Source organism: Erythrobacter sp., from assembly GCA_019739335.1.
Taxonomy (GTDB): domain Bacteria; phylum Pseudomonadota; class Alphaproteobacteria; order Sphingomonadales; family Sphingomonadaceae; genus Alteraurantiacibacter.
Map to the genome: position 1 here is coordinate 1,060,940 of CP073261.1, position 23,338 is coordinate 1,084,277.

23 protein-coding genes are annotated in these 23,338 nt (G+C 65.7%); 13 read left to right on the forward strand and 10 right to left on the reverse strand.

The window, feature by feature from the left end; translation table 11 throughout:
* Window positions 1-49 precede the first annotated feature (49 nt).
* The 3 genes from JY451_05220 to JY451_05230 form a co-directional block, all read right to left on the reverse strand.
* Window positions 50-1,012 carry a DUF1080 domain-containing protein gene (locus tag JY451_05220; protein QZH75979.1) on the reverse strand — a complete coding sequence of 321 codons (963 nt, stop codon included), beginning with the start codon at window positions 1,010-1,012 and terminating at the stop codon, window positions 50-52.
* Between the two features lie 124 nt (window positions 1,013-1,136).
* A complete protein-coding gene (locus JY451_05225; GenBank protein ID QZH75980.1) occupies window positions 1,137-1,556 on the reverse strand; it encodes an acyl-CoA thioesterase in 420 nt (139 codons plus the stop codon).
* A complete protein-coding gene (locus JY451_05230) occupies window positions 1,553-3,721 on the reverse strand; it encodes a S9 family peptidase (protein QZH75981.1) in 2,169 nt (722 codons plus the stop codon). The genes JY451_05225 and JY451_05230 overlap by 4 nt, the downstream gene beginning before the upstream one ends.
* A gap of 116 nt (window positions 3,722-3,837) precedes the next feature.
* Here JY451_05230 and JY451_05235 point away from each other — a divergent pair, with 116 nt between their 5' ends.
* The 5 genes from JY451_05235 to JY451_05255 all read left to right on the forward strand — a co-directional run bounded on the left by JY451_05235 (window position 3,838) and on the right by JY451_05255 (window position 8,959).
* Window positions 3,838-5,643 carry an aminopeptidase P family protein gene (locus JY451_05235; GenBank protein QZH75982.1) on the forward strand — a complete coding sequence of 602 codons (1,806 nt, stop codon included), beginning with the start codon at window positions 3,838-3,840 and terminating at the stop codon, window positions 5,641-5,643.
* Window positions 5,644-5,720: 77 nt separating this feature from the next.
* Window positions 5,721-6,035, forward strand: coding sequence for a cupin domain-containing protein (locus JY451_05240; GenBank protein ID QZH76571.1), 315 nt, complete (start codon window positions 5,721-5,723; stop codon window positions 6,033-6,035).
* Window positions 6,036-6,243: 208 nt separating this feature from the next.
* A complete protein-coding gene (locus JY451_05245) occupies window positions 6,244-6,801 on the forward strand; it encodes an EF-hand domain-containing protein (protein QZH75983.1) in 558 nt (185 codons plus the stop codon).
* Window positions 6,798-7,535, forward strand: a complete 738-nt coding sequence (locus tag JY451_05250) for a response regulator (protein ID QZH75984.1) — start codon at window positions 6,798-6,800, stop codon at window positions 7,533-7,535. Before JY451_05245 ends, JY451_05250 begins: the two co-directional genes overlap by 4 nt.
* 5 nt (window positions 7,536-7,540) lie before the next feature.
* A complete protein-coding gene (locus JY451_05255; protein ID QZH75985.1) occupies window positions 7,541-8,959 on the forward strand; it encodes a two-component sensor histidine kinase in 1,419 nt (472 codons plus the stop codon).
* A 134-nt stretch (window positions 8,960-9,093) separates the two neighbouring features.
* On the opposite strand, the gene JY451_05260 is transcribed toward JY451_05255, so the two are convergent.
* The gene (locus JY451_05260; GenBank protein QZH75986.1) at window positions 9,094-10,668 is read right to left on the reverse strand and encodes a DUF853 family protein; all 1,575 of its coding nucleotides are present in this window, start codon (window positions 10,666-10,668) and stop codon (window positions 9,094-9,096) included.
* 57 nt (window positions 10,669-10,725) lie between these two features.
* On the opposite strand from JY451_05260, the gene pabB reads away from it, so the two are divergent.
* From pabB to ribA, 8 genes are all read left to right on the forward strand, one after another.
* Window positions 10,726-12,519 carry an aminodeoxychorismate synthase component I gene (gene pabB / locus JY451_05265; GenBank protein QZH75987.1) on the forward strand — a complete coding sequence of 598 codons (1,794 nt, stop codon included), beginning with the start codon at window positions 10,726-10,728 and terminating at the stop codon, window positions 12,517-12,519.
* A gap of 56 nt (window positions 12,520-12,575) precedes the next feature.
* Window positions 12,576-13,694: a pyridoxal phosphate-dependent aminotransferase gene (locus JY451_05270; GenBank protein ID QZH76572.1), complete on the forward strand. Its 1,119-nt coding sequence runs from the start codon at window positions 12,576-12,578 to the stop codon at window positions 13,692-13,694.
* Complete coding sequence (locus JY451_05275) at window positions 13,691-14,347, forward strand: RNA pseudouridine synthase (GenBank protein QZH75988.1); 657 nt, start codon at window positions 13,691-13,693, stop codon at window positions 14,345-14,347. The genes JY451_05270 and JY451_05275 overlap by 4 nt, the downstream gene beginning before the upstream one ends.
* A 20-nt stretch (window positions 14,348-14,367) precedes the next feature.
* Entirely contained in the window at window positions 14,368-14,763 is a 396-nt protein-coding gene (gene arfB, locus JY451_05280) for an aminoacyl-tRNA hydrolase (GenBank protein ID QZH76573.1), read from the forward strand.
* Between the two features lie 146 nt (window positions 14,764-14,909).
* Window positions 14,910-15,077 carry a 50S ribosomal protein L33 gene (gene rpmG, locus JY451_05285; GenBank protein ID QZH75989.1) on the forward strand — a complete coding sequence of 56 codons (168 nt, stop codon included), beginning with the start codon at window positions 14,910-14,912 and terminating at the stop codon, window positions 15,075-15,077.
* 90 nt (window positions 15,078-15,167) lie between these two features.
* Window positions 15,168-15,839 carry an outer membrane lipoprotein carrier protein LolA gene (locus tag JY451_05290; protein ID QZH75990.1) on the forward strand — a complete coding sequence of 224 codons (672 nt, stop codon included), beginning with the start codon at window positions 15,168-15,170 and terminating at the stop codon, window positions 15,837-15,839.
* Window positions 15,840-16,081: 242 nt separating this feature from the next.
* Window positions 16,082-16,873, forward strand: a complete 792-nt coding sequence (locus JY451_05295) for an exodeoxyribonuclease III (protein QZH75991.1) — start codon at window positions 16,082-16,084, stop codon at window positions 16,871-16,873.
* A gap of 29 nt (window positions 16,874-16,902) precedes the next feature.
* Window positions 16,903-17,940 (forward strand): GTP cyclohydrolase II, encoded by a 1,038-nt coding sequence (gene ribA / locus JY451_05300; protein ID QZH75992.1) that lies wholly within the window; start codon window positions 16,903-16,905, stop codon window positions 17,938-17,940.
* 152 nt (window positions 17,941-18,092) lie between these two features.
* Here ribA and psd read toward each other — a convergent pair whose 3' ends face one another.
* The 6 genes from psd to recQ all read right to left on the reverse strand — a co-directional run bounded on the left by psd (window position 18,093) and on the right by recQ (window position 23,301).
* The gene (gene psd / locus JY451_05305; protein ID QZH75993.1) at window positions 18,093-18,935 is read right to left on the reverse strand and encodes a phosphatidylserine decarboxylase; all 843 of its coding nucleotides are present in this window, start codon (window positions 18,933-18,935) and stop codon (window positions 18,093-18,095) included.
* A 14-nt stretch (window positions 18,936-18,949) separates the two neighbouring features.
* Window positions 18,950-19,213, reverse strand: coding sequence for a DksA/TraR family C4-type zinc finger protein (locus tag JY451_05310; protein ID QZH75994.1), 264 nt, complete (start codon window positions 19,211-19,213; stop codon window positions 18,950-18,952).
* Window positions 19,214-19,258: 45 nt separating this feature from the next.
* A complete protein-coding gene (locus JY451_05315; GenBank protein QZH75995.1) occupies window positions 19,259-20,242 on the reverse strand; it encodes a right-handed parallel beta-helix repeat-containing protein in 984 nt (327 codons plus the stop codon).
* A 38-nt stretch (window positions 20,243-20,280) separates the two neighbouring features.
* Window positions 20,281-20,502 (reverse strand): toxin-antitoxin system HicB family antitoxin, encoded by a 222-nt coding sequence (locus JY451_05320; protein ID QZH75996.1) that lies wholly within the window; start codon window positions 20,500-20,502, stop codon window positions 20,281-20,283.
* A gap of 6 nt (window positions 20,503-20,508) precedes the next feature.
* Window positions 20,509-21,417, reverse strand: coding sequence for an SPFH domain-containing protein (locus JY451_05325; GenBank protein QZH75997.1), 909 nt, complete (start codon window positions 21,415-21,417; stop codon window positions 20,509-20,511).
* Between the two features lie 75 nt (window positions 21,418-21,492).
* The gene (gene recQ / locus JY451_05330; GenBank protein ID QZH75998.1) at window positions 21,493-23,301 is read right to left on the reverse strand and encodes a DNA helicase RecQ; all 1,809 of its coding nucleotides are present in this window, start codon (window positions 23,299-23,301) and stop codon (window positions 21,493-21,495) included.
* Window positions 23,302-23,338: the final 37 nt, after the last annotated feature.

Sequence of the window (23,338 nt, forward strand, 5' to 3'; positions counted from 1 at the left end):
TTGGCTGTAGGGGCCCCGGTCATATCGTGCCGTTGTGGCTTTGGTAGGTTTACCCGGCGACAATCCGCGGCAGGCTGGCGATGGGTTCGACCGTGATATTGCGGAACCAGGTTTCGGCTCCTTCGGACTGGAGCTGGATCCGGCCATACGTCAGCGGCTGGCGCGAGCCGTCTGGTGCCACCGTCGCCATATCCCACACCTGCGCCACCGGAACCCCGTTCACCACATGCACTGCGCGGTCACCGAGCACATAGAGGTCCAGCGTGTTCCACTCCCCGACCGGCAGTTCCACATCCTGCGCAGTCTCGACGTTCCAGGTGGGGGTGCGGTTGGCCATGTCCACCTCGGTCCCCCCCAGCTGAAAGCGCAGGTGTGGTTCGATCAGCGCAGCGTCATGCGCAACCGTAGTGCGGCCGCGCACATCCCTGCCTACCGTCACCAGCATTCCCGTAGAGCCGCGCATGATCTCGAACTCCATCGACGGGGACCAGGTACCGAACACCGCGCCCGGCTCGCCGTGGGTGTGATAGAGCAGGCCATTGTTCTGCGGCAGCGCTTCGCGGGGGGCAAAGGTCTCCTCCCCCCATTTGAATTCCAGCCGCAGGTGGTAGTCGCGCAGATCCTCACGGTGGACCAGGCTGCCCCAGGTCTCGCCCCTGATCCAGATGGCTGGCGCCCCGTCGATCATGCGCACCGCGAAATCACCCGCCGTATCGCGGCTGGTGCCGACGGGCGATGCTCCCGGATCGTCGCGATAGGTGACCGCAGGATCGGGGTAGCCAAGCCAGCTGTCCCAGTTGCTGAGATCACGGCCATTGAACAGGCTGCGGGCGGGGCCGGTGGGTGTCGGCAGGTCGACAAGCCGCAGTTGCTGCGACATGGCCGAAAGGCCGCCGCTTACCTCGCGCGCCCGGTCAAGCGAAGTCGGCCCGGATGCGCTTTCGGGTCCTGATGTCTGGGCACATGCGCCGCATGCAAGGGCAAGCGCAACTATTGTGGCTTTCGGTACCATGATCACTTTCCCCTTTTTCGATGACCTTTAGCTCCCTCTAGCGCGTCGGCGGGGCGAGGATGAAGGCCAAAAGATTGCGCCATTCCAGGGCGCTTTGCCGCGCATAGCGGCTTTTGCCGAATCCTCAGACAGCCCGCTCCCACCCGCCTTCGGGCATAAACGGCGCGGCGACTTCGCCGGGTACGCGCATCAGCTTGCCGCTGGCCCTGTCGATCATGGCCCAGGTCGTCTTGGCGCGCACCAGTTCGCGGTCTGCTTCATTGGTGAAGCGGTAATGCCGGTTGAAGCGCGGGCCTCTGGGGCCTTCGCGGATTTCGGTGGTTCCTGTCACCACCGCGCCAAGGCCGACATTGCCGCGATAGTCGATCTCGTGGCGCAAAACGAACCAGGCGTAGCGGTCCCGGTCCTCCGCACGCGCCTGTGCATCCCAGTGCGCGCCCGACAAGTCTTCCATCCAGCGCAGCCAGACGGTGTTGTTGACGTGCCCATTAATGTCGATGTGTTCGGGCAGCGCGGTGAAGGTGAGAGTGAAGTGGTTGCTCACTCGCTCCCCTGCTCCACCACCCCCAGCTGCCACAGGATAAACGCCACTTCCTCCGCCGTTTCGCGCAGGCCCTCGAACCTCCCCGAACGCCCGCCGTGGCCGGCGCCCATATTGGTCTTGAGCAGCAGCAGGTTGTCGTCGGTCTTCAATTCACGCAGGCGGGCGACCCATTTGGCGGGTTCCCAGTAGGTCACGCGCGGATCGTTCAGCCCGGCGGTCACCAGCATCGGCGGATAGTCCTGCGCGGAGACCTGATCGTAGGGCGAATAACTCAGGATATGCGTAAACGCTGCCTTGCTCTCGATGGGATTGCCCCATTCGGGCCATTCGCCGGGAGTCAGCGGCAGCGTCTCGTCGAGCATGGTGCCCAGCACATCGACGAAGGGCACGTGCGCCACCACCGCGCCGAACAGTTCGGGTGCCTGGTTGACCACCGCGCCCATCAGTTCGCCACCAGCCGAGCCGCCGCTGGCGGAAATCCGGCCCTCCGCCGTCAGCCCGCGCGCCACCAGCGCCCGCCCGACATCGACGAAATCGTTGAAGGTGTTGGTCCGCTCCTCCATCTTGCCCTGGAGATACCAGTTGCGCCCCAGATCGTCCCCGCCGCGAATGTGGGCGATAGCATAGGCGACCCCGCGATCGACGAGGCTCAGGCGCGTCGTCGAAAAGCCGGGAGGCACGGCATAGCCATAGGCGCCATAGGCATAGAGATGCAGCGGCCCGCCGGGTTCACGGTCGCGGCGATACATCACGCTGACGGGCACCATCGCCCCGTCGCGTGCGCGCACTGCGATTCGCTCCACGGTGTAGAGCGAGGGATCGAAACCGCTGGGAATCTCCTGCACCTTCAGCGTCTCGAGCTCACGGCTGGCGACGTGGTAATCGTAGACGGTGGCAGGGGTGATCGGGCTTTCGTAGCTCAGCCGCAAGGCGTCCATCGCCCATTCGGGATTGTTGCCGAGACCCGCCGAATAGGCGGCTTCGGGAAAGCTGATCGGGTCCACCCGCGCCGGATCGTCGTAATAGCGCACCTGCACCTGATCGAGGCCGGCCAGCCGCCCTTCGGTGACGTAGAAATCGCGGAATAGGTCAAAATCGGTGAGGTAGAAGCTGTCAGAACCTTCAATCAGCGTGGTCCACTCTGCAGGCGCGGACATCGGCGCGGTGGCGAGGCGGAAGTTGACGTGATTGTCGTTGGTGAGGACGAACAATGTCTCGTCACGCACGTCCACGTCGTATTCGACCCCGGTCTCCCGCGCGCGCACCAGCAGCGGCTCGGCAAAGGGATCGGAAGCGGGCAGCAGGCGGACTTCGCTGGTCTCGTTGTCCCCCGTGGCGAGGATCAGCCATTCGCGATTGGAGGAGAGGCCGGGGGAGACGGTGAAGCCCAGTTGCTCCTCGTGGTAGATTTCCCGGTCCTCGCCGGTCTCGCCGACACGGTGCGCGAAAATGCGATCGACGCGCCAGTTCTCGTTGGCGCGGCCATAGACCAGCATCGAGTCCCCCGCCGCCCAGATCAGGCCCGAATTGAGGTTCTCGATCCGGTCGGGCAGCAGTTCTCCCGTCGTCAGGTCCTTGACGAAACCGGTGTAGAATTCGCCGCCGCTGGTATCGGTCGAATAGGCGAGATAGCGCCCGTCCTCGCTCACCGACATCGCGCCGAGGCTGAAATATTCCAGCCCTTCGGCCAGCGCCGGTCCATCGAGGATCAGTTGCCGTTCGTCAGTGCCGACGGGCCGACGGTAGTGCTTGCGATATTGCCCGCCTTCCTCGAATTCGGACCAGTATTCGTAATCCCCGTCGCGCTGCGGCACCGAGGCATCGGCTTCCTTGATGCGGGCGCGCATTTCGGCGAACAGTTCGTCCACCAGCGCCGCCTGTCCGCCCATCTGCGCTTCGAAATAGGCGTTCTCGGCATTGAGATAGGCGAGCACGTCGGGATCATCGATGGTCGGATAGGAGGCATCGCGCAGCCAGTTGTAGGGATCGGAAATGGTGATGCCGTGGTGCGTGTAGGTGTGCGGGCGCTGCTCGGCGCGCGGCGGCGCGATGCTGGTATCGTGGTTCACGGGTTCGCTTTCGCTTTCGGTCGATTGGGCCATTGCGGGAAGCGCCGTAGCGATGCCCAGCAGGGCGGCAAGGGCTAGCGGGCGGATTTGCGACATCGGATAATCCCTCTGGCATGGACGCCCCCGGCTGCGGCTGGAAACCGGAGCCTTGAGGGACTATGTGGAGTGCCTATCGCCATTCGATTGCACACGAAACCGGAAAAGAGCCCGCCATGCTGATGCAGACCCACGAAGCCCGCCTCTCCGCTCTCAGGGAGGAGCTTGCCCGCCGCCAGCTCGATGGCTTCGTGGTGCCGATCAGCGATGAGCACCTGTCCGAATATGTCGGTTCCTATGCCCAGAGGCTGGCGTGGCTGACGGGCTTCGGCGGTTCGGCGGGAAGCGCAGTGGTGCTGAAGGATCATGCGGCGATGTTTGTCGACGGTCGCTACACCATCCAGGTGCGCGACCAGGTGGACGGGCGCCTGTTCGATTACTGCTCGGTTCCCAAGGATTCGATGGGAGACTGGGTGGCCGGAAAGGCGCCTTCGGGCGCGCGCATCGGCTTCGATCCGTGGCTGCACACGCGCGGCTGGGCGCGCGCTGCGGGTGCCCGGCTGGCGAAGGCAGGCATGGAGCTAGTGCCAGTGGACAGCAATCCCATCGATGCCGTCTGGGCGGACCGGCCCGAAGCCTCCGCCGCGCCCGCATTCGTGCAGGACGATGCACTCACCGGCCGTTCCAGCACCGACAAGCGCGGCGCAATTGCCGATTGGCTGAAGGCCGAGGGACTCGATGCAGTGGTGATCTCCGCGCTCGATTCGGTGGCCTGGACGCTCAACATTCGCGGCGCAGACGTGGACCGCACACCGGTTGCGCTGTCCTACCTGATGGTGCAGGCGGACGGCACGGCAGACTGGTTCATCGCGCCCGAAAAGGTCACTCCCGAAGTCACCGCAGCACTGGGCAATGCCGTGCGGATCCGCGATCGCGACAGCTTCTCCGCCGCTTTCGCCGAATTGGCGGGCAAGCGCGTGGCTGCCGATCCCGAACGCTCGGTCTATGCGATTTTCGACCGGCTGGACGAGGTCGGCGCGCAGATCGTCAGCGAAACCGATCCCGCTTTGCTGCCCAAGGCGATCAAGACTCCTGCCGAACAGGCCGGGCACCGCGCCGCGCAGGCGCGCGACGGAGCGGCGGTCACCCGGTTCCTGCACTGGCTCGAAGGCGAAGGGCCGAAGGGCACGGTGGACGAACTGTCCGCCGCCGCCAGGTTGCGGGGTTTCCGCGAAGAGACCGGCCAACTGGTCGATCTCAGCTTCGATACCATTTCGGGCGCAGGCTCCAACGGGGCCATCTGCCATTACCGGGTGAGCGAGGAGACCTGCCTGCCGCTCGAACCCAACTCGGTGTACCTGGTCGATTCGGGCGGGCAGTATCGTGACGGCACCACCGATATTACCCGCACCGTGTGGATCGGCCCCGACGCTCCGCCTGCCGAAGTAAAGGACCGCTTCACCCGCGTGCTCAAGGGCCATATCGCGCTCGACACCCAGACCTTCCCCGCCGGCACACCGGGTTCGGCACTGGACGTGCTGGCGCGGCAATTCCTGTGGGCCGCAGGAGTCGATTACGCGCATGGCACCGGCCACGGGGTCGGCAGCTTCCTCTCGGTCCACGAAGGCCCGCAGCGGATCGCCAAGGGGCGCGGCGGGCAGGCGGGCACCGATCAGGAACTGCTCGCCGGGATGATCCTCTCGAACGAACCGGGTTATTACAAGGCCGGCGAATACGGCATCCGCATCGAGAACCTGGTACTGGTGGAACCGCGCGAGATCGAAGGCATGGAAGGCGACTGGTTCGGCTTCGAAACGCTCACGCTGGTGCCGATCGATCGCACCCTGGTGGACAAGAGCCTGCTGAGCGAAGCCGAGATCGCCTGGTGGAACAGCTACCACGCCAAGGTGCGTGAAGTGCTCGTCCCGCAACTCGAAGGAGAAGCGTTGGCCTGGCTCGAACGCGGCTGCGCTCCGCTGTGACCAAACACCGGCTGAGCGAGAACTGGATCAACCTCGGCCTTGGTGCCACGGCGGAACCGCTACCGCCATTCGACGGCATGGATTGGTACGAACGTTATGGCGAACGCACCGCTGCGGACGGAGCGGAGGCGCGGCTGGTTTCGCAATACCGCTTCGCCGAAAGCTGGGCGATGTGGGAAATGCATCCCGAAGGCGCGGAAGTCGTCATCTGCACCGACGGCGCAATCACGTTGATACAGGACATCGATGGCGATCAGCAGTCCATTCGCCTGACGCGCGGCGAATATGCGATCAATCCGCCAGGAGTCTGGCACACGGCAGATGTCGATACCGAGGCGGAAGCGTTGTTCATCACTGCCGGCCTCGGCACCCAGCATCGGCCACGAACCTGATCCCTGTCCCGCCCGCAAGTAAAGCGCAGGTGAACGCCGAGCGCTGCGCGCGACAATATGCGACACTTTTGCCCGATCCCGGCATATCCGTGCGACATGTGACCCGTAGAAGCTGGAACATAGAGCAGCGGGGTGCCGATCCTCCTCCCTCCCCCCTTCAAGGCGGTGCCTCGTTGCTCTACCCTTCTACTCCCGTGGAGAGTGACACATGAAAAAGACCCTGATCCTTGCCCTTGCAGCCACCAGCCTGACCGCTGGCGGCATCGCCTATGCGCAAGAGGCGCAGCGCGGCGGTGACGTTACCCGTTCCGCAGCCGAAACCCGTGCCGCAACACAATTTGCCCGGATGGATGCCAATTCGGATGGCGTGATCAATACCGCCGACCGCGAAGCCCGGATGCGCGCCCGTTTCGACGCACAGGATGCTGATGGCAACGGCCAGCTGAGCTTCGAGGAAATGCAGGCATCCCGCGAGGCTCGCGGTGAAGCGCGTGAAGAGCGGCGTGCTGAGCGCGGCACCGAAGGCCGTGGCGGCCACCGCATGGGCCGACGCGGAATGCGCGGTGGCGGCGAAATGCGCGGCATGATGATGCAGCGCGCCGATACTGACGGTGACGGCGCGATCAGCCAGGCCGAATTCACTGCCGCTGCGCTTACCCGCTTCGACCGCATGGATGCCGATAGCGACGGGACTGTCACCGCTGAAGAGCGGCAGGCCCAGCGCGGCGAACGCCGGGGCCGCCGTGGTGGCCAGCCCGCCGAGTGAGCGAAGAACCGATCAAACTGCTGCTGGTGGATGACGAAGCCAGTCTGCGCGAACCCCTGGCCGAATACCTCTCGCGCCAGGGGTTTGCCGTGCGGCAGGCGAGCGATGCCGCCAAGGCACGTGCCGCGCTTGTTGAAGATACGCCGCAGCTGGTGCTGCTCGACATCATGATGCCGGGCGAGGACGGCCTCTCGCTCTGCCGCCATCTGACCGAATCGAAGAATCTCCCGGTCATTTTCCTCACGGCCCGGGACGAAGCGACCGACCGGATCGTCGGGCTGGAAATCGGTGCCGACGATTACGTGGTCAAACCGTTCGAACCGCGCGAGCTGGTGGCGCGCATCCGCTCGGTCCTGCGCCGCGCGGGCAAGAACGGCGCGACAGCCGCGCCTGAAACCGAAGCGCATTACCAGTTCGATGGCTGGCAGCTCGATCCGCTCAAGCGCCGCCTGACCGATCCCGAAGGCACGGTGGTGCCGATCTCGACCGCCGAATTCCGCCTCCTCGTCGCCTTCCTCGATCATCCCCGGCAGGTGCTCGACCGGGACCGGCTGCTCGACATGGTGCAGGGGCGCGAGGCGCACCTGTTCGATCGCGCGGTGGACAACCAGGTCAGTCGTCTGAGGCGCAAGATCGAAGTCGACAGCCGCGATCCCAAGCTGATCCAGACGGTCTGGGGCGGCGGCTACCGCCTCGCCTGCGAAGTGCGCCGTTTCGTGCCGCAGGCCGACTGAGCGCCATGCGCCGCTTCTTCCCGAAGAGCCTGCTGCCCAAGAGTCTTTTGGGTCAGATGCTGCTGGCAGTCGCGCTGGCCTTGCTGGTGGCGCAGGCGATTTCCGCCGTGCTGATCTATCGCGCCGAACAGAAGCGCATCGAGAACGGGCTGGTGGCCGAACTCGCCTTCCAGCTGGTCGCCGATCCGCGCGTCGATTTCCGCGCTGGTGGCGGTGAGAGTGCACGGGGCGACCGGCGCAATCGCGGCGAGCGCCGCCGCCTGCGGATCGAACGTGCGCTCCAGTCCCCACAGGAAAGCGGCGAGACGCGCGATGCGCAGCGCGAGGAAGCGCTGCGCGAAGTGTTGACCGAGCAGGATATCGCAATTGCCGAACTGGTGGTGCTGTCACGGCGCGTTTCGGATGATCGCTTCATCATGGGGGGCATTAGCCGCGATTCGCGGTTCGTCCGCCGTCGTTGGAACCCCGACGGGGAACTGGTGCTGGCGGGGCTGAAACGCGAAGGGGAAGACCGCTGGCTCGTCGCCCGCGCTCCGCGCCCCGCGGGCAACCGCGGGGTGATGGCAGGGGTCATCGTGCAGACCCTGATCCTGTACCTGGTTCTGGTGGGCGGGCTGGCCGTCCTGCTGCGGCGGATCACCCGCCCGCTCGCCGCACTGACCCATCGCGTCGAGAGCTTTGGCGGAACCCGCAACGGGGAGCCGCCGCTGGAACCGACCGGGCCTGAAGACGCCCGCCGCCTGATCGCCGCCCATAATGCGATGGAAGCTCGCATCGCCACGCTCCTCGATGAGAAAGACGTGATGCTGGGTGCCATCGGCCACGATCTCAAGACCCCGCTCGCCGCGTTGCGGGTGCGGATCGAAAGCGTCGAGGACGATACCGAACGCGCGCGGATGGCGGCGACCATCGAGGATATCACCACCTCGCTCGACGACATCCTCTCGCTCGCCCGCGTCGGCCGCCCGTCGGACCCGCTCGAACGCACCGATTTGTCTGCCCTGGTCGGCGCGGTGGTCGAGGAATACGAGGACATGGGCGAGGACGTGGTGCTCGAAGCGAGCGAGCGCATGGCCTTGCCCCTGCGCGCGACCTGGCTGCGCCGGGCCCTGCGCAATCTCATTTCCAACGCGCTGCGCTACGGAGAGCAGGCGCGAATCACGCTGGTGAAGGAGAATGGCGCAGCAGTGATCCGCATTGCTGACAGCGGGCCGGGCATCCCCGAAGCCGAGATCGCCGCGATGTTCGAACCCTTCGCGCGCGGCGAGGCGTCACGCAACCGCGAAACCGGAGGTGCGGGGCTGGGCCTCACGCTGGCTCGTGCGATTGCGGAGCAGCATGGCGGGACTTTGCGGCTGGCGAATGCGGTGGGGGCTGGTGGTGCTGTGACGGGGCTGGTGGCGGAGTTGCGATTGCCTCTCTAACCCTTCGTCATTGCGAGCGAAGCGGACTCGCAGAGGGCCAAAGGCCAACCAATCCATCTCCTGCCGGAGCACCAAGACGAACGCTTGGGAGATGGATTGCCGCGTCGCCTTCGGCTCCTCGCAATGACGAGTTCTCAGCGCATCAACCCGCCAATCAAGTTCCGCACGAACCGCCCGGCAATCGAGCCGCCCAGTTCGGTTGCAATCGAGCCTGCCGCGCTGGTGGCAGCGGTGCGCATCGGGTTGGCGCGGCTGCGGCGGCCGGTGATGGCTCCTGCGGCGACCGAGGCCGCAGAGGCAGCGGCGGCACCCATCGCGGCCTTGCCGGCCTTTTCCCAGATACTGGTGCTCTTGCGCGGTTGTCTGGCGACTTCCTCCTTGCCTTTTTCGGCTACTTCCTCGGCTGTGGCGGCAGCGTCGGCGGCCTTTTGCGCCAGCACTTCCTCCGCACTTTCGCGGTCCACGCGCGTTTCGTACTTGCCTTCGAACGGGCTGACCGACTGGATGATCGCACGTTCCTTCGGCGTCACCGGCCCCAGCCGTGAGCGCGGCGGCTTGACCAGCGTGCGCTGCACCACGGTGGGCGCACCTTCGTCGTCGAGCGTCGAGACCAGCGCCTCGCCCACCTTCAGTTCGGTGATGGCGGTGGCGACATCGAGATCGGGATTGATGCGGAATGTCTCCGCCGCCGCGCGGATCGCGCGCTGGTCCTTCGGGGTGAAGGCGCGCAGCGCGTGCTGCACCCGGTTGCCGAGCTGCCCGGCCACTTCCTCGGGAATGTCGATTGGGTTCTGGGTGACGAAATAGACCCCCACGCCCTTCGAACGGATCAGCCGCACCACTCGCTCGATGGTGTCCTGCAAGGCCTTGGGGGCATCGTCGAACAGCAGGTGCGCCTCGTCGAAGAAGAACACCAGCTTGGGTTTTTCCGGGTCGCCCACCTCGGGCAGGCTCTCGAACAGTTCGGCCAGCAGCCACAGCAGGAAAGTGGCGTAGAGCTTGGGGCTTTCCATCAGCTTGTCGGCGGCGAGCACGTTCACATGCCCGCGCCCCTGCTCATCCACCTTGAGGAAATCGTCGATCTCCAGCGCCGGTTCGCCGAAGAAGTGATTGGCCCCCTGCGATTCGAAGCTCAGCAATTGCCGCTGGATAGCGCCGACCGAGGGCTTCGAGACATTACCGTAAGTGCCCGAAAGCTCCTGCGCATTCTCGTGCGCCCAATTGAGCATGGCGCGTAGATCCTCGAAATCGAGCAGCAGCAGGCCGTTCTCGTCGGCATAGCGGAACACGATCTGCAGCACGCCTTCCTGGGTTTCGTTGAGATCGAGCAGGCGAGCGAGCAGCAGCGGCCCCATTTCCGAAACAGTGGTGCGGATCGGGTGGCCCTGTTCGCCATAAAGATCCCAGAACACCACCGGATTGTCGCTGTAGGCATAGTCGGTCATGCCCAGTTCGGCAGCGCGGCTTTCCAGCTTGTCGGCGTGCTTGAACTGAGAGGAGCCAGGCATGGCGATGCCCGAAAGGTCGCCCTTGACATCGGCCACGAATACCGGAACCCCGGCGGCGGAAAAGCTTTCGGCCAGGCCTTGCAGCGTCACGGTCTTGCCGGTGCCGGTCGCCCCCGCGATCAGCCCGTGGCGATTGGCCCGGCCCAGATCGAGCGCCTGCCGGTTGCCGCCCAGATCGTTGCCGATGAAAATATCGCTCATCCCTACCCCTTATTTCGCGTGTTGCCCGATTCCGAGCGGAACCCTAGAGCGGGGCGGATGGATGGCAAGAGCCCCTTTGTTTTGCTCGACGATGCGCGCGCCGAAGGGGCGAGTGATGCGCATTTCTTTTCCGCGCCCATCGAGGTGTTTGTCGCGCGCAAGCCCGCCGAAGTGCGGACCGTGCTGGCAGCCGCCGAGGCAGCGCGGGTAAAATCGGGTAAACACCTCGCTGGCTATCTCGCCTATGAGGCGGGGCTAGCGCTGGAAGGACGGCTCGCCGCCCTGGCCGGTGCGCGCAACGGGGCGGACGGGCCGCTGGTGTGGCTGGGCCTGTTCGACGCGCCAGAGATTATCCCGGCTGCCGAAATGCCCGGATGGCTGGCCTCGCGCGCGAGCGGAACGGCGAGCATCGGTCCGCTCGATCCGCAGATCTCCGCCGGAGCCTATTGCGCCGCGTTTGATCGCTTGCAGGAAGCGATCCACGCGGGCGACATCTACCAGGCCAATCTAACCTTCCCGCTGGCAGGCCCCGCGCGCGGCGATCCGCTGGCACTCTATGCCGCGATCCGCCCCACGGCAGGCGCAGGCTACGGCGGGCTGGTATTCGACGGTTCGCACTACCTGCTCAGCTTCAGCCCCGAACTGTTCTTCTCGCTCAAGGGGCGCGAGGCCAAGGTGAAGCCGATGAAGGGCACCCGTCCGCGGCTTGCCGATCCCGCGCAGGACGCCGCGATCCGCGCCGAACTGGGCGCCTCGATCAAGGACCGGGCGGAAAACCTGATGATCGTCGACCTGATGCGCAACGATCTCAGCCGCGTGGCCGAAGCGGGCAGCGTGAAGGTGGAAGCGGCCTTCGCGGTCGAGACCTACCCCACCGTCCACCAGATGGTCTCCACCGTTCGCGCGCGCTTGCGAGAGGGGAAGGGCGCGGTGGACATGCTGCACGCGCTGTTCCCCTGCGGATCGATCACCGGCGCGCCGAAGATCCGGGCGATGGAACTGATCGACGAAGTGGAGCGCGATGCGCGCGGCCCCTATTGCGGCACCATCGGGCGGATCGCGCCGGATGGCGATGCCGCGTTCAACGTCGCCATCCGCACCATCCGCCTGACGCCGGGCGAGAACCAGCGGCACAAGGCGGTGCTCGGCGTGGGCGGAGCGATCGTGGCGGACAGCGAGGCGATGGGCGAATGGCGCGAATGCCTGATCAAGTCCGCCTTCGTCCGTGGGCCCGCCGGGGGTCATGACCTGATCGAGACCATGCGCTTCGATCCGTCCGAGGGCATTGCGCTACTCGAATTGCACCTCGAACGGCTGAAAGCCAGCGCGGCGGAACTGGGCTTTTCCTTCGACCGCCACGACACCCGCAACCGCATCCAGGCTTTGTGCTTCGAGCTGGAGCGTCCCGCGAGAGTGCGCCTGCTGCTGGCGCGCAGCGGGGCAGTGACGCTGGAAAGCTCTCCGCTCGACACGAGCCTGCCTCCCGCCAGGCGCTGCATTGCCCTGCCGCACCCCACCGTGGCGCACGACTGGCGGCTGCGGCACAAGAGCAGCGACCGTTCTTTCTATGAGGCAGCACTGGCAGCGGCGCGCGATGCGGGCGCGGACGAGGCGCTGCTGGTGCGCGACAGCGGCCTCGTCACCGAAGGAAGCTGGACCAGCCTGTTCGTCGAGCGTGACGGTGTGTTGCTCACTCCACCGCTGGCGCTGGGCCTGCTCCCCGGCGTGCTGCGCCGCTCGCTGATCGACGCGGGCCGCGCGCGCGAGGTGGAACTGACGCTGGACGATCTGGCGGGCGGGTTCTTCATCGGCAATGCCCTGCGCGGCCTGATGCCTGCGGTGCTCGCATGAGTGCGGCTCATCTCAGCCAGGCGCTCCTGCGCATCGAGGCCTCGCCCACCACCGCGATGACCGACAGGGCAAGCGAATTGCGCGCAGCCGGACGCGACATCTTCTCGCTCAGCGTCGGCGAACCCGACTTCGACACGCCCGCACATGTGATCGAAGCCGCCAAGGCTGCGCTCGACGCGGGGGACACGCGCTACACGCCCGTCACCGGAACCGCGCGGCTGAAGGAAGCTGCCGCGCTGCATTTCCGCCGCGATCTCGGACTGGTGACGCAAGCGAGCGAAGTGATCGTCACTGCCGGGGGCAAGCAGGCGATTTTCGAAGCGCTGGCGGCGATGGTCAGTGCAGGTGACGAAGTGATCGTGCCCAGCCCGTGGTGGGTCAGCTATCCGCAGATGGTGCGCTTCTGCGGCGGGCGGGTGGTGCCGCTGATAACCGGCCCGGCGCGCGGGTATCGCTTCGATCCCGGCGATTTCGAGGCACTGATCACGCCCGCCACCAACTGGCTGCTGCTCAATAGCCCGGGCAACCCGACCGGGGCGGTCTATCCGGCCGATATGCTGCTGGGGATCGCCGAAGTGCTGCGCCGCCACCCGCGCATTCTGGTGCTGAGTGACGATATCTACGCGCCCTTGTCCTACACCGGCCAGCCGCACGCCACGCTGGCGGCGCTCGCGCCCGACCTGGCGGACCGGATTCTGACCGTCTCCGGCGTCTCCAAAAGCCACGCGATGACGGGCTTCCGCATCGGTGTCGCTACAGGGCCGCGCTGGCTGGTCGAGGCGATGGGGCGCTTGCAAAGCAATTCCAGCGGCAATCCCGCCTCAATCAGCCAGGCCGCCGCTGTCGCCGCCTTCGAGGGGCCGCAGAAATTCCTCGCCGATTGGCGCGAAACGTTCCGCCGCCGCCGCGACATGGTGGTGGCGCGAGTGAACGCGGTTCCCGGCCTTTCCACCCCCGTGCCCGATGGCGCCTTCTACTGCCTGATCGATGCGAGCCCGCTGATGGACCGCTTTGGCGGCGACGACGGCAAGCTGGCGCTGCACCTGCTCGATCATGGGGTCGCCACCGTCGCCGCCTCGGCCTTCGGCGGGCGCAATGGCTTCCGCATCAGCTTTGCCGCCAGCGAGGAAGTGCTGGACGCGGCGCTCGCGAGGATAGAGAGCGCGCTGGCATGAACATCCCCATCCTCTACGAAGACGGCGAGGCGCTCGTGATCGACAAGCCCGCCGGCCTGCCGATCGAACGCCCGCGCAAGGGCGGAGCGAGCCTTGAGGATCATCTCGATTCGCTCAAGCTCGGCTTCCAGACCGCGCCGGTGCCGGTCCACCGGCTCGACACCGACACCAGCGGCTGTCTGCTGCTGGCGCGTAACCACAAGGCGCTGCGCCGGTTCAATGCCGCTTTCGAGGCGCGGGCGGTGCAGAAGGTCTATCTCGGCATTGTCGCCGGGACGGTCGCCGAGGACGAAGGCACGATCGAGCTGGGCCTGTCGAAGATTTCCAGCGCCGAGAAGGGCTGGCGGATGATCGTCGCCAAGAAAGGCAAGCCCGCGATCACCCACTGGCGCAAGCTGGCGGAATTGCCCGGCGGGATCACGCTGGTGGAATTCCGCCCCGAAACCGGGCGCACCCACCAGATTCGCGTCCACGCCGAACATATGTTCGGGCGCAGCCTGCTCGGCGATCCGGTCTATGGGCACAAGGATGCCCGCGTCACCCGCACCATGCTCCACGCCCGCGCGCTCACAGTGCCGCGTGAGGGCAAGAGCGATATCGTCGCAGGGGCCCCGCTGCCCGCCGATTTCGTGATGCTCGGAGCGGAAGAGTGACCGGCCAGCGCGATTCGATCATGAACCGCGCCAATGCCATCGCCGAAGAAAATTTCGTCACCGCGAGCGGCCCCGGTGGGCAGAACGTCAACAAGGTGGCGACAGCGGTGCAGCTGCGGGTGAATATCTACGCGCTCGGCCTGGCGCCCAAGGTATTCCACCGCCTGAAGGATCTGGCGGGCAACCGCCTCAACCTCGCCGGCGAGATCGTCATCGACGCGCGCAACCACCGCACGCAGGAAGCCAACCGCCGCGAAGCGCGCGAGCGGCTGGCGGAAATGGTGACGGCGGCGCTGACCGAACCGAAGAAGCGCGCCAAGACGCGCGTGAACCGGGTGGGCAAGGTCAAGCGGCTGGCGGGCAAGAAGGCGCAGGGGGAGAAGAAAGCGCTGCGGGGCAAGATCGACCTTTCCTGATCGCGCGCGGCGCAGCAGCACGGCTTGACTTTTCCCCGATTCTTGCGCAGAGGCGCGCACTGTGAGGGCGGCGCTGGGCGTCGCCCGTGTTTTTTCGGGCGGTCCGTGCAGGCGGGTGCCCTTCTCGATTAGCTGGAAGCAAGACAATGGCGAAGCCCGCAACCATCAAGATCCGCCTCAATTCCACCGCGGATACCGGCCACTTCTATGTGACCAAGAAGAACCCGCGCAACCACACCGAGAAGTTCACCTTCCGCAAGTACGATCCGGTTGCCCGCAAGCATGTCGAGTACAAGGAAGGCAAGATCAAGTAAGGCGCGCGCCTGCGTACCCCTTGATTTGATGAACACCGGGAACGTACCGGGTTCAGTGACAGTTCAACGCTGCACCCCCAATTGTGGAGCATGAACGCCTTGAAAAACCGCATCACCCGCCCGCTTGCTGTCGCCCTTTTCGGCGCGGCAACCTTGGCGATCCCCGCAACTCTCGCGCTGCCGGTGGCTCCCGCTGTCGCAGCGCCTGCGCAAGCCAACGAGCTCGACCGCGCGGTACGCGCCCTGCGCGCCATTACTACCATGCGCGCCGATTTCACCCAGACCGACCGGGCGGGCAATTCCGTCGCGGGTGTGCTGACGCTGCGCAATCCCGGCCGCATCCGCTTCGAATACACCGACGATGTGAACATGCTCGTCGTGTCGGACGGTCGCGCGCTGACGCTGGTCGACTACGATGTCAGCCAGGTCGAACGCTGGCCGATCAGCAATTCGCCGCTGGGGGCACTGCTCGATCCCGATCGCGACATGCGCCGCTATGGCACGCTCCAGCCCAGTTCCACCGACAACGTCATTAGCGTGCAGGTCCGCGATCCCGATCGTCCAGAGTTCGGCGTGATCACGCTGGTGTTTGTCGAAGACGCAAGCGCGCCCGGCGGGCTCGAACTGGCAAGCTGGGTCGCGCTGGATTCGCAGAACACCCGCACCACCGTGCGGCTGCGCAATCACCGCTATGGCATGACCGTGCCCAACAGCGCCTTCACCTACCGCGATCCGCGCCGCACCACCCGTCGGCCGGGATAAACGCCCGCCCGCCCAATTGTTGTAAATTTGCGACAAATGCCCGCAGATATTCATTGGCGAGACAGGCTCGCATCCCTATTTTACGAAGGCAAGGCGCGGTGAGGCCGGGTTTCCCCCCTGTTGCCCTGGCTTCAACAAGCCGCTGCTTTGTTAAGCGTGACGAACGCTTGTTAAGGAACCCCCGTCGCAATGCCCCCGCGACGGGGGTTTTTTTATGCTTTTTCCCCGCCTAGGGGTTGGGCATGATCTCTGTCGCCACCTGGAACATCAATTCGGTCCGCCTGCGGATGCCGCTCGTTGCGCAATTCCTTGAGCAGGAAGCGCCCGACGTGCTCTGCCTGCAGGAGATCAAGTGCCAGGAGCACCTGTTCCCCGCGCAGGCCTTTGCCGAACTCGGCTATGTCCATCAGGCGGTGCATGGCCAGAAAGGCTATCACGGCGTCGCCACCGTCAGCCGTGTGCCGCTCAAGGAATTCTCACGCCACGACTGGCAGGACAACGGCGAGGCGCGGCATGTTGGCGTCGAACTGCTGGGTGATGGCAAAGGCCTGGTGATCGAGAACGTCTATATTCCCGCGGGTGGCGATCTGCCCGACCGGGAGGCCAATCCAAAATTCGGCCAGAAGCTCGATTTCGTCGAACGCATGACTCGCTGGGCCGAGGCCATCGACCGACCCAGCCTGCTGGTAGGCGATTTCAACGTCGCCCCGCTCGACTGCGATGTCTACGATCACAAGGCCCTGCTCAAGGTGGTCAGCCACACCCCGATCGAAGTCGAACGTCTGGGCCTGTTGCAGGACGCGCACGGCTGGGTCGATCTGGGCCGCAAACATATCCCTGCGCCCGAGCGCAACTATTCGTGGTGGTCCTACCGGACCTACTGGCAAGGCAAGGATCGCGGGCGGCGGCTCGATCATATGTGGGCCTCGCCCGACCTCGCCGCGCAGAGCCGCGAGCACCGCATTGCCGAGCACACCCGCAACTGGGAACAACCCAGCGATCACGTCCCGCTGGTGACGGAGTTCGACCTCTGAGCGAGGACACGCCAAGTCCGGCACGCCGCGTGGCGCAGGCGGTCGACGCGCTGCGGCACGGCTGGCCGATCAAGGTGGGCGATGCGCCGGTGCTACTACCGGTGGAGACTGCACCGGTCCGCAATGCCACCTCGACCTGCCTGCTGATTTCGGCGGCGCGCGCGGAAACGCTGCGGCTGACCAACCAGCGCGCGGCGGCGGACGGGCATTCGCCGGTGCTGATCCGCGCGGCGGAACCGCTCGATCTGCAGGCCACGCTGCCGGTAGCCGATCCGGCGCTTGATCCGGTGCACCCGATGAAGGGGCCGTTCTCTGCCGAGGACTTGCCTTGGGGGGAAGAAGCGGTGGTCGCACTGGAACTGGCACGCATCGCCGGAGTCCTGCCCGCCTTCATGGTCGATCCAATCCCCGCTGGAGAGCCTGTGACGCTTGCAACCGGCGACCTGGCCTTGTGGAGCGATCCGCACAACCTCGCCATCGCCACCCGTGCCCACCTGCCCATCACCCACGAGGAGACGGCGGAAATCGTCGCCTTCCGCTCGGTGAACGATATGCGCGAACACGTGGCGCTGGTGCTAGGGCAGCAGACATCGGACCGCGCGCCGTTGGTTCGGCTGCACTCCGAATGCCTGACTGGCGATATTTTCGGCAGCCTCAAATGCGATTGCGGCCCCCAGCTCGACGCGGCGCTGGCAGCGATGAGCGCCGAGGCAGCAGCGGGCGGCTGGGGGGTCCTGCTCTACATGCGGCAGGAAGGGCGTGGCATCGGCCTCGTCAACAAACTGCGCGCCTATCGCTTGCAGGACGAAGGCTTGGACACGCTCGAGGCCAACCGCCGCCTCGGCCTGCCCGAGGAAGCGCGCGACTTCCCGCTGGCGGCGCGGATGCTTGACCTGCTGGCGGTGCCCGCCGTCCGGCTGCTGACCAACAATCCTGCGAAGGTGGCGGCGCTGGAAGCGGCGGGGGTGCAGGTGATCGAGCGCGTGGCGCACGAGCTACCCGCCAACCCGCACAATGTACGCTACCTGGCCACCAAACGCGACCGCGCAGGGCATTTGCTGGGTTAGAGTCCATACCGAACGTCACTCAAAAGCACGCTCATGCTGAGCTTGTCGAAGCACGGCCACCATGCCCGCCCAGTGGGGCTGTATTTGTGGCTGCCCTTCGACGAGCTCAGGATGAGCGAGTATGGTTGTGAGTCGGAACAGGTTAGTTGGAGTTAAAGCCAGCGCCCCAGTGCCTTCCCCATCCGCACCGCATCGCCCGCAGTACAATGATCAAGCCAATCGACCCGCCCCGGCTCAAACAGCAGCACCACAGTAGAGCCGAGGAAGAAACGGCCCATTTCATCCCCCGCTGCCAATGCTCGTTCGCCTGAAGCAAAATCGTGATGCACCAGCGTGGGATGGTGGGCCTCAACCCGGCCGCCCCACACGGTCTCGATCCCGGCGACGATCATCGCCCCCACCATCACGCTGGCGAACTGGCCGTGCTGGCCGTCGAACAGGCAGGCGAGGCGTTCGTTGCGGGCGAACAGGCCGTCGACATTCTCCGCCGTTACCTGATTCACCGAGAACAGGTCGCCGGGAACGTAGGTGGTCGAGCGCAGGTCCCCCGCCGCTGGCAAGTGGACCCGGTGATAGTCCTTCGGGCTGAGGTAGATCGTCGCGAAGCTGCCGCCCTCGAACCGCTCCGCTGCTGCTGCATCGCCGCCAAGCAGCTGGCAAGCGGTGAAGTGGCGACCCTTGGCCTGAAAAATGCACCCTGCCTCGATCCGTCCGATCTGGCTGATCGCGCCGTCGGCGGGGCAGAGCACGAACTCGGCGGCGTCCGCCAGCGGCCGTGCTCCCGGTTTGAGTTCGCGGGTGAAGAAGTCGTTGAAGCTGGCGTAGGCCTCCACCGGGCGCGCAGCTTCGGTCATGTCGACATCATAGGCAGCGATGAAGCGACGAATCAGCCGGTCCTTGAGCCACCCTGCCTCGCTCGACGCGAATTTGCCCGCAAGCCGCGAAACGGCATGGTGGGGCAACGCGTGCTGGAGGCGGATAAAGTTCTTTGACATGGGTCAGGAGCCGCTCAGCGGAGCTGGCTGTCTTTCGATCCGCGACGGTTGATGACGGAATGGCTCACGGCGCGGTCTTTCCCCGATTGGCATTCGATGCAGGTGCGCACGCCCGGAACGGCGGCGCGACGCTTCTCCGGTATGTCTTCGCCGCACAATGCGCAATGCCTGGCGCTCTCGCCGTGAGGCATACGGGCGCGCGCGGCGGCTACCGCATCGCTCACGCTGTCATCAATCTGATCCTGCACCGCGCCATCGCGCGTCCAGCCACCGGCCATGGACATTCTCCTCGGCCCTCAACGAGCGGAGGTGGCGCGGTGTTCCTAACGCTCTTCGTAGCGGCTCAGGCCACGGCCCAGCGCGTTCTCGCCGATCCCGCCCATGTCGCCCGACCAGTCGGCCACGAACACGGTGTTGCGGTCTACGCCGGGAGCCAGCCGCGCATCGTTGCCCACCACGTTGAGCCCGCTCGAATCGTGTTCGCGGCCTTCGGCGGCGACGGCGATGAAGGCGGAGTAGTTCTCCTTGTCCTGCCCTTGCACGAACCAGTTGTTGCTGATCTGACCCACCGCGCCGCCGGGCAGGTCGATCATGTAATTGGTCGCACGGCCCGCTGCATCGTCGAAGCTGGAAGCGGCGATGTCCACCCGCATGGCGCGCGATTTGACATAGTGCCCGCCGCGACCCTGTTCGAAGCGGCTGTTGGTGATCCGCACATGCGCGAGTTCGCCGGTATAGACCGAATGCGCGCAGCCGCCCGCACCTTCACACGTGCCCAGCCGGGTGAAGGTTGAACGGTCGATCACCAGCCGCGCGCCCGGGTCCTGCGCAGTGAGGATGCCCTGCTGGCTGTCGCGGAACCACGATTCCGCCACGGTCAGGTCGCCCTGTTCCAGCCTTATGCCCGCGCCGTTGTAATCGGGTACGCGCATGTTCTCGAAGATCAGCCCCGCCACTTCGGCGCTGCGCCCGCGCAACACCAAAGCAGCCTTGCCTTCGCAGGTGACGCCGTCGAACACCGCCGAACCCGGCTCGGTGGCAAGATAGGAAATTGCGCCCGCGCTCTGCACCGCGCATTGCTCGTGACGGCCCGGCGCGATGGCGATGGTGCCCTGCCCGTCGCCGATGGCGTTCACCGCGTCCTGGAGATTGGCAAAGCCCTGCCCGGTTTCGACAAAGGTGTAAGGCGCAGTGCGCTCCTGAGCGAGGAGTGTTGCTGTCGGAATCGCGGCAATCGCGAGGCCTGCGATGGCAAGTATCACCTTGTGGGAAAGGCGGGAAGCGGGCGGGCGGGTCGGCTGGGTCATCACCCGCACAGACATAAGGCAAAACGGTTAACCGCCGGTCAAGGCCTTGCGCTATCCCGCGGCGGTCGCCCCCGCCGTGGGCCGGTGCCCAGCGGCACCTCGATCCCGCGCCGTTTGAGTGCCTCGCGAATCAGCACTTCCAGTTCCGCATTCACCGAGCGCAATTCCTGCGCCGCGAGGCGCTCCACCGCATCGTGGAGCGCCGGATCGAGGCGCAGGGCAAATGCCTTTTTGGGGGCTTTCTTCGGTTCCTGCGGCATGGCGGCTTACTGGTAAAGCGAGCCCGCATTGACCACCGGGTTCACGTCGCGCTCCCCGCACAACACCACCATCAGGTTGGAAACCATCGCTGCGCGGCGTTCGTCGTCGAGGTGCACGACATCGTCGGCAGCGAGCTTTTCGAGCGCCATCTGCACCATCGTCACCGCGCCCATCACCAGCTTGGCGCGCGCGGCGATCACCGCTTCGGCCTGCTGGCGGCGGAGCATCGCCCCGGCGATTTCGCTGGCATAGGCGAGGTGCGTCAGGCTCGCCTCGTCCACCACCACGCCCGCAGGCGAAAGCCGTTCGTTCAACTCGGTCTGCAATTCGACATTGATGATATCGGGGCTGCCGCGCAGCGTCGTCTCGTTCTCCTCGAAATCGTCGTAGGGATGCCGCGCGCCCACGGTGCGCAGTCCCGCTTCGATCTGGATGTTCACGAACGCCTTGTAGTCATCGACATCGAACACCGCCTGCGCGGTGTCCTTCACCCGCCACACAACGTTGCAGGCGACATCGATCGGATTGCCGCGCTTGTCGTTGATCTTGATGCGTTCGGAATGGATATTGTGCGCGCGGACATTGACCTTCTTCTTGCCCATCCACGGCCATATCCAGCGCAGCCCCTCGGTCCGGTCTGTGCCACGATACTCGCCGAAGAGGGTGATAACTGCGCCCTGATTGGGCTGGATCATGTAGAACCCGATCCAGGCAAGCAGGCCGATGAACAGGCCGATGATGGAAGCGATCACCAGCATGGCCGATCCTCCGGCTTCCGCGATCCAGATGCCGTTGGGCAGCCCCCAGACGGATAGCGCTGTCAGTCCCAGCGTCACGCCCAGCATGATGTAACCGCTGTACCCGCTCGCCGGAACCTCGCGGCTGCGCGCCATCGGAATATGTGCTTCGCTCATCGGATTACCCCTCTTTGATATAATGATGATATCATATTTATATCAAAGCTGAGAAGCTGGCAAGCTATTGCGGTGCTAATTCTCGCGGATCGCTTTCAGGAACGCCGCGCCATAGGCGGCGCGCTTCTTCTCGCCGACGCCGGGAATCGCCGCCAGATCAGCGAGTGAGGCAGGCCTTTGCGAAGCCATTTCGCGCAGCACCGCATCGTGGAACACCACGTAAGGCGGTACCCCCGCCTGCGCGGCCAGATCGCGGCGCAGCGCGCGCAATGCTTCGAACAGCGGGTCGCCGACCGGGTTGGGTGTACCATCCCCGCCCCGGCGCCCGCGCCGTTCCTTTTTCGCCGGATGCACGATGGCCACCGGCTGCTCGCCCTTCAGGATCGTCCGCGCCGCATCGCCCAGTTCCAGCCCGCCATGGGCATTGGCCAGCAGTGCGCCCTGCGCCTGCAAGGCGCGCGCGAGCGGGCGCAGCAGCGCGGCTTCGTCACCGCCGACGATGCCGAACACCGAGAGCTTGTCATGCCCGCGCTGGAGCACGCGCTCGTCGGCATTGCCGGTCAGCACGTTGACCAGGTGGCCCAGCCCGAAGCTCTGCCCGGTGCGGTAGGCGGCGCTGAGCAGCTTGCGCGACAGCTCGGTCACGTCAGCAACCTTGGGCGGGTTGAGGCAATTGTCGCAATTGCCGCAGCGCGGAGGCGGGTTCTCGCCGAAGTGCCGCAGCAGCACCGCGCGACGGCATCCCGGCGTCTCCACCAGCCCCGCCAGCGCATCGAGCCGCGCGCGTTCGCTCGCCTGCCGTGCCGGATCGAGTTCGCCCAGCCGCTGGCGCGCGGTGGCGAAATCAGTCGCGCCCCACAGCATCACTGCCCGCGCCGGATCGCCATCGCGGCCCGCGCGCCCGGTTTCCTGATAATATCCCTCGACCGACTTGGGGATGCCTGCATGGGCAACAAAGCGCACGTCGGGCTTGTCGATTCCCATGCCGAAGGCGACCGTCGCGACGATCACCATGTCCTCGCTGTCGACGAACGCCGCCTGGTTGCGCGCCCGCACTGCCGGGTCCAGCCCTGCGTGGTAGGGCAGCACCGGGCGGCCCGATGCGCGCCCGAGCTGGTCAGCCAGCTTCTCCACCGTGGCCCGCGTCGGCGCATAGATGATCCCCGGCCCCGGTTCCTCGGCCAGCAGCTGCGCCAATTGCTTCGGGCCATTGTCGCGCGGGGTGATCTGGTAGCGGATATTGGGCCGGTCGAACCCGGCCAGCACCATGCCCTCTGCCGGAATGCCGAGCTGGGTTAGGATATCGGTACGGGTATGGGCATCCGCCGTTGCCGTCAGCGCGAGGCGCGGCACTTGGGGGAAGGCGTCCATCAAGGGGCGGAGCTGGCGATAATCGGGGCGGAAATCGTGGCCCCATTCGGAAACGCAATGGGCCTCGTCCACCGCGAACAGGGCGATCCTTGCTTCACTGAGCAGGTCGCGGAAGCCCTGCTGGCTCGCCCGTTCGGGAGCGACATAGAGCAGATCGAGCTGCCCCGCGCGGAACGCATCCACCGTCTCGCGCCAGTTGGTATCGACGCTGGTGAGCGTGGCGGCGGCGATGCCGTTCGCCCGCGCGCTGCGCAACTGGTCGTGCATCAGTGCGATAAGAGGGGAGATCACGACGCAGGTGCCGTCCAGCATGGTGGCCGGAAGCTGGTAGGTCAGCGACTTGCCCGCGCCCGTCGGCATCACTGCCAGCGTCGACTGCCCCGCGAGCACCCGCACCAGCACCTGCTCCTGCACCCCGCGAAAGTCGGGAAAGCCGAAAATGCGGCGCAATTCGGCGCGCGCCTGATCGAGAGTGGTCTCGAGTTCTGGGGACAAGGTGGCGGGAGCTTGCATCGCCGCCCGTTTGGCAGATCGCGCCTGATACCGCCAC